Genomic DNA, 6,394 nt, shown 5'->3' on the forward strand with positions numbered 1-6,394 from the left:
AGAAAAGGGCATCAAATTGATTGAACGCTGCTTTATTTGCAGAATATATTGCATCTCCTGCTTTAGTTGTTTTATTAACGACAATTTGCTCGAAGTGACTTTGTAGTTGTGCTTTCAATTGGTCAACGTATTTTTCAGCTTGTTCACTGCCAGATGAAGGATTTACCACGATCATTCCTTTTTTCATTTCACTCGCCTCACTTCGCTAGTTTATTTTTAACGTTTTGTCTCTCGTCGTTCCTCTTGTAATCAATTCTGGTTTGAATAAAATTTTTCCTTGAGCTGCGCCGGTTTGTTCAATTTTAGTCATCAACATTTTTGCACAAGCCCCGCCCATTTCAATTACAGCTTGTTTAACAGTGGTTAACTGCGGAAAAGCTATTTGATCCAAAAAGACTCCATCGTGTCCAATAATGCCAAAATCACTAGGAATCTTTCCGCCCATTTCAAGGATGCCTCGCTCTATCCCGATCGCTAAACGATCAGAGCTGCACACAAAAATAGTGTTTGGTGAAAAATGAGTCCAATTTTCTTTAATGTATTGTGCGGCTCCACTTGAGTGATTCCCAAAACGAATAATTTTTGGGGGTAATTGGTTCTTTTGCATCGTTTGAAGATAACCTGTTTCTCTTGATTTTTCAAACAGCTCGTCAATATCGATTCCAATAAAAATAACTTGTTGGTACCCTAAATCAATAGCGTATTGTGTTGCCATGGCCACACCAGCTTGGTTATCGGAATCGACGAAATCATATCCATGCCGATTTTCACCGAATAAAACTACTGGTTTGTTAGCACGTCCTATCCATTCATAATCTTTTTCTCGAACACCGCACATAATGTAACCATCACATGCTCCGATATCGAAATTATTTTTCGTTACTAATTGCAGCGAATAATGGCGAGCATCTAATTCCTGTGCAATGCCGGTTAATAAATTCATATAATACGGTTCAGTTGTATCCATCTCTTCCAATATAAATAGTTTAATGATTTGCGTGCGATTGTTTGCTAAGGCTTTAGCGGCTACATTGGGCCGGTAGTTCAGTTCTTCCATCGCTTCAAATACAAGTGATTTCAGTTCATCGGTCACTTGTTCTGGATGATTGATAACGCGCGAAACTGTCATTTTTGATACATTAGCTTTTTTGGCAACATCGTTTAATGTGGTCATGCAGATTCCCCTTTTTGCAACAGTTCATTTTACACTACCGTTATTTTTTAGTCTATTGTTGCTATTATCGCTTTTCTAAAAGCAAAAAACAAGTTGCAAGTGATCTTTAAAGTCCCTTCAATCTGTTTGATCGTAAAGCGAGCATAACTCGACTTTGGGAATTTTGCTGAGTCATCTTTTTTGTGAGGCGACAGGGATTGAACGCTAGACATTGAATGCAGAAAAACTTATCATCTCCTACTCTTTAAAAAAATTCCGATAACAGCTGAGTGAAAACAACCTTTATCGGAATTGCAATTTAACGTTCTGCTATATTCATTTTTGCTTGGCATTCAGGGCATATTCCGTAGACTTCCATCCGATGACGAGTCACTTGATACCCTGTTAAATTATGTGCCACTGCTTCAACATCTTCTAACCCGGGGTAATAGATGTCTTCAATTTTACCGCAACTTTCACAAATAGCATGATAATGCTGAGTTGAAGCAAAATCGAAACGACTAGATCCATCTCCATAAGTCATTTCTTCTACAAAGCCAATTTTTTTAAACAAACGCAAATTATTATAAACAGTTGCAACACTAATATTTGGAAACCGTTCTACAAGTGAACGATAAATTTCGTCTGCCGTTGGGTGACTATGAGCTTCTATCAGATATTCTAAAACGGCATAACGTTGAGGAGTTATCCGAATATTAGAAGATTTTAATTTTTCCATCGATTGCAGCAATAATTGATTATTGGCCATGAATATTCCCCCTTATTTATTCCATTCAGTAAAACACAATCTTCTTAAAGCTTTCTTTCCATTTAAATGAAGGGAAAAGTTTTTCTATCTGCAAAAAGATTTAATTGATTCTCCTAATGATAACGTTTATCACTTAATAATGCAACTTTAGTGCTGATTAGTACACAAGAACAACTTTACAGACAAGGAACTGAATCAGTTTACTGTGTTTGATCCAGTTTATTAACTCATCTATTTACTTATCTTTCAGTAAAGATTATTTAGTCCGCTCTTATCTAGTACATTTGCTTCTCTTTAAAGAAATAATTTGCTAGAATATAAGAGATGATGAATAATTATTAAAAAAAGAAAAATTGGATTTATTGCGATTGGGAGAGGATACATTTTATGAAAATTGGAGCAAGAACTTTAAAAACAGGCATAGCCATTACTCTTGCTTTAGCCATACCTCATTTTTTGAATATACAAGGAGCTGGTGTTTTAGCGGCAATTTCAGCAATTTTTGCTTTACAGCCTTCTTTGAAACGTTCTGTCAGAACACTCAAAGACAGAATTTATGGAAATATTATTGGTGGTACGTTAGCCATTGTTGTAAATTTAACATTAGGAAATCATTTTATGTTTATTGGTTTAGCAGCAATTGTATTAATTGCTATTTTAAATCAATTTAATCTCTCATCCGTAATCGGACAAGCAACAGTAACATTGATTGTGATTATGATGACTTCAGATCCCAATTTCGTTTTAGCAGCCAGCATTCGGATTCTAGCTACACTACTTGGTGTAGTGATAGCTTTTTTAGTCAACACCTTGTTTTTTCCACCTAAATATGAAGAAAAACTTTACCACTTAATTGACTACACAACTTCTGAGATTATGAAATGGATGCGAGCAAGTGTCCGTAAAAACAGTGAATACCCCATTTTAAAAAAAGATCTAAAATGGGTGAAATCCGAAATAGATCGAATGGATCTCTATTTTTCTTTAATGAAAGACGAAGGAACCTATGTCCGAAAGAAAAATCGTTTACAGATTTTAAGAAAAATAGCCGTTTATCGTCAAATTATTCAGACAACAAAAGCAGCTTATCAATTGACTGCAGTCATTCATGAACACGAAAACTCATTTAATCATTTCCCAGAAGAATTAAGAATTCAAATTCGCGAACGTTTAGAAACTCTTTTAAGTGCACACGAGCAAATTTTATTAAAATTTAATGGACGCGTTTCGCCTGATGAAGTTAACTTTATTGCATACAAAGAATCTTTTAGAACAAAATTCATGCATTTATTCTTTGATGAAGCAAATATGGAAGTAAAAATAAACAAAGATTATACTCAAAGCAATGCAGTGATCCATATTATGTCCAGTATTTTGAAGTATGAAGAATATTTGATCCACTTAAATACACTAGTTACCAGTTTTAAAGGAAATGACTGGAACCCTGAAACCCAAATTGACAATATTGAAAATATAGAACAATAAGAAAAGTTAAGAAGGTTTGAAATTTTGTTGAACACATTACTGGTTTAGTGGAACGCTAGACAGGCAGGATAAAAATTTTATACCTTTCAACTCTAAAAAATACGCTTTTTCTGATTAATTAACCAGAAAAAGCGTATTTTTATTAAGATTAATATCATGTGTAGCTTAACGACCGCTGGTAGTATCGATTGGTTCTGTTAATTGCTCAGTAAATAAAGAAGCATAAAGATCTGTTCCTTGATCGTTCAGAGTTCTTCCATCCTCTTTTAAAACAGCTGAAAGATCCTGCTCTTGAGTCTCCATTTCAGATTGGAAAGCAGCATGCAGGTCAAAAAGCGGAATTTCGTTTTCTTCTGTCACTTTAACCGCTTGTGCTAGGTAACTTGTATAGTCTAACGTTCTCGAGTTAAATTCTCCTTGCCGGCTGCTGCTTGGATTAGGTGTAACCAAAACAACCAGAGCCTCCGGTAAAGCCTGTTTTATTGCTGCATAATCTTCAGCTACATATTCACCCGAATCTGCCAAACTAATGTCTCGTACTTGATCTCCATAAACTGGAACTTGGAAAAAAACGACATCCGGTTTAGTTTCTGCTACTGCAGTCACTGTATTTTCTTCCAATAACCGATAAGAATCATAATCTGGGAAAGCCAGCTGATGTACCTCAATATCGGGGTTTATTTGCTTAGTTATGTACTTTTCTACAACGGAAAGCCAGGTTTCAGATTCTGAAAAATCTCCATAAAAACTGACCACTGCTTTTTCTTCTTTAGCAGACAAATAGGCTAAATAATCCGAAACAGATAATTGCTCTCGATTATTTTCAAACTTTTCTTGCTGAGCAGCTAGATCGGCTTTCTGAGCTTTATTAGATGTTTTTTTATTTGCTGCTTTATCACTACTCACTGCAGTAGTTTCATTTGTCCTCAGTAATTTTGCTTTTTGTGTTTTTTGATGATCCATTCCAAACCAAATAATTCCAACAGTCAAAATCATGAGTAGTATCAAGGCAAAACCGCTTTTTTTTGTCACTTTTTGCTCACTCCTTTATTTTTAATATTCCATTCGTTATTATAGCATAGCTTATTTGACTAAAGGAAGCGTCCTTTCCAAAAAGCTCTTCAACCATAATAAAAAAGCACCTTTCATTATTTAAGGTGCCTTTTTATTACAACTCTTTGAGAATAATCATCCTATTCAGTAGAAGATCCGTTATTTATTTGCCAGCTGACGATAGCGTTTATACCATAAGTTAACGTATTCTTTAGAAAAGGGACCTTTTTCTTCGTTGATCCACTCTACTAAAATTTTAACATTTTCTTTTAAAATATGGTCAATATCATCAGGATAGCCCCATAATTTACTATGATCTTCATACTCATCCACATCCAACAATCGTTTTTCGCCATCTGGAAATACTTTAATGTCTAAATCATAATCAATGTACTTCAATCCTTCCTCATCTAAAGCATAAGGTGAAGCCAGGTTACAATAATATGAAATGCCGTTATCACGGATCATTGCAATAATATTGAACCAATAATGTTTATGGAAATAAACAATGGCCGGTTCTCTTGTTAACCAGCGACGGCCATCTGCCTCTGTGACTAGTGTGTGATCATTACACCCAATCAAAGATTGGTCACTTGTCTTAAGAACCATTGTATCTCGCCATGTGCGATGTAAACTTTCATCGTGTTTATAACTTTGGATCGTGATGTATTCTCCCTCTTTTGGAACATGCATCCCTAACCCAACTTTCTTTTTCTCATAGTGGTATCATGAGAAAATTATTAATAATACTAGAGTATATTTTCAGTCATTCGAACTCAAAAGTATTATATCATATATTTACTCATTTAAAGCAAAAAAGACACTAGTGAGCAATCAACTTTATTCTCAAAATGGATACAAAGCTGTTTGCTTAGTAAGAAAAGCGGGAAAAGCCCGCCTTGAAACCCGTAAAAATAGGGAAACGTTTTAGGGAGAAATGCTCCTTGCGTCACCTTGTACTGGTACTCTATGAAAGGAATCTCTTAAAGTTCCAGCAAATGAGCATACTGCACAATTGCTAGGAGAATTTGGACCCTTTGCTGAGTGATCTTTTTTACGAGGAGTCAGGGCTTGAACGTTAGACATTGAAGGCAAAAAAACTTATAATAACTTGCTCTACAAAAAAATCTTCTTTGCTTTTATGAAAAATAACAAAGAAGATCTTTTTATTATATTTTTTTAAAGTGACTTAAATAGCTTTGCCACATTTTCGTTTGAGGCCCAGGAAAAGTGTACTTTTCAAATTGCTCAGGAGATACCCAATGGCAGTTTTTCGGCAAAGGTCGGTCTTCACTTGAAATCTGACCATAATACACTGTGATAAACCATTTTAGATGGCTAAAAATATGAACGACTTCCGCAAAAGGTTTTTTCATCAGTATTGGTTTTACGCCATATGTTTCGTCTAATTGGATTAAGAGCTGCTGCAATACTTGATCTTGTAGTTCTTCAGATTCTATTTTTTGTATTTGGCCTTGTACTAGGTCGGTTCCATCTGAAATAAGATTTTCTTCTAAAAGTGGGAATAGCCACATATTAGCCAATAACCCATTAACTGGTCGTTTCTCTAACAAGAATTCGTCTTTTTCATTTTTGATGATAACGCCAGTATAGTAAATTGGAACAGCTTTTTTCTTGCGGCTTTTTACTGGATATTTTTGCCATGTTCCATTCAAATAAGAAGCATTAAACTCTTTAATGGGACTCATTTCTGGATGGTAATTTTTAGGTGTACAAATACTTGAACCTAAATCCATAAAAGCTTGATTAAAATCTCCAGGTTTATAAGGATCAATAATCTCCCGCATCACTGCTTCAAATAATTTACGGCTGGCTGGTTTAGCTATATCTGCATCAATCTCAAATAAACGGCTTAACACGCGCATAACATTGCCATCAACAGCTGGTTCAGGCAAACCAAAAGCCATACTTGC

At 35.1% G+C, this 6,394-nt stretch carries 7 protein-coding genes; 1 reads left to right on the plus strand and 6 read right to left on the minus strand.

Annotated elements, in window-relative coordinates:
* From RT405_RS12110 to RT405_RS12120, 3 genes are all read right to left on the minus strand, one after another.
* The coding region (locus tag RT405_RS12110) for a diacylglycerol kinase family protein (RefSeq protein ID WP_313470014.1) at positions 1-187 on the minus strand (187 nt) is incomplete at its 3' end.
* A gap of 18 nt (positions 188-205) precedes the next feature.
* Positions 206-1,174: a LacI family DNA-binding transcriptional regulator gene (locus tag RT405_RS12115; RefSeq protein ID WP_313470016.1), complete on the minus strand. Its 969-nt coding sequence runs from the start codon at positions 1,172-1,174 to the stop codon at positions 206-208.
* 298 nt (positions 1,175-1,472) lie between these two features.
* A complete protein-coding gene (locus RT405_RS12120) occupies positions 1,473-1,922 on the minus strand; it encodes a Fur family transcriptional regulator (RefSeq protein WP_313470018.1) in 450 nt (149 codons plus the stop codon).
* A 387-nt stretch (positions 1,923-2,309) separates the two neighbouring features.
* Here RT405_RS12120 and RT405_RS12125 point away from each other — a divergent pair, with 387 nt between their 5' ends.
* Positions 2,310-3,407, plus strand: coding sequence for an aromatic acid exporter family protein (locus RT405_RS12125; RefSeq protein WP_035027623.1), 1,098 nt, complete (start codon positions 2,310-2,312; stop codon positions 3,405-3,407).
* 165 nt (positions 3,408-3,572) lie between these two features.
* On the opposite strand, the gene RT405_RS12130 is transcribed toward RT405_RS12125, so the two are convergent.
* The 3 genes from RT405_RS12130 to RT405_RS12140 form a co-directional block, all read right to left on the minus strand.
* Positions 3,573-4,439 (minus strand): hypothetical protein, encoded by an 867-nt coding sequence (locus RT405_RS12130; RefSeq protein ID WP_313470020.1) that lies wholly within the window; start codon positions 4,437-4,439, stop codon positions 3,573-3,575.
* A gap of 180 nt (positions 4,440-4,619) precedes the next feature.
* Complete coding sequence (locus tag RT405_RS12135) at positions 4,620-5,153, minus strand: DUF402 domain-containing protein (protein WP_035027616.1); 534 nt, start codon at positions 5,151-5,153, stop codon at positions 4,620-4,622.
* A gap of 476 nt (positions 5,154-5,629) precedes the next feature.
* On the minus strand, positions 5,630-6,394 hold a 765-nt coding region (locus tag RT405_RS12140), incomplete at its 5' end, for an NUDIX domain-containing protein (RefSeq protein ID WP_313470022.1).

The sequence above is a fragment of the Carnobacterium sp. genome, from assembly GCF_032094055.1.
GTDB lineage: Bacteria > Bacillota > Bacilli > Lactobacillales > Carnobacteriaceae > Carnobacterium_A.

Bases quoted from the DNA above. Each gene is read 5' to 3' on its own strand.
- RT405_RS12115 (WP_313470016.1), bottom strand. From the start codon at position 1,174: ATGACCACATTAAACGATGTTGCCAAAAAAGCTAATGTATCAAAAATG.
- RT405_RS12120 (WP_313470018.1), bottom strand. From the start codon at position 1,922: ATGGCCAATAATCAATTATTGCTGCAATCGATGGAAAAATTAAAATCT.
- RT405_RS12125 (WP_035027623.1), top strand. From the start codon at position 2,310: ATGAAAATTGGAGCAAGAACTTTAAAAACAGGCATAGCCATTACTCTT.
- RT405_RS12135 (WP_035027616.1), bottom strand. From the start codon at position 5,153: ATGCATGTTCCAAAAGAGGGAGAATACATCACGATCCAAAGTTATAAA.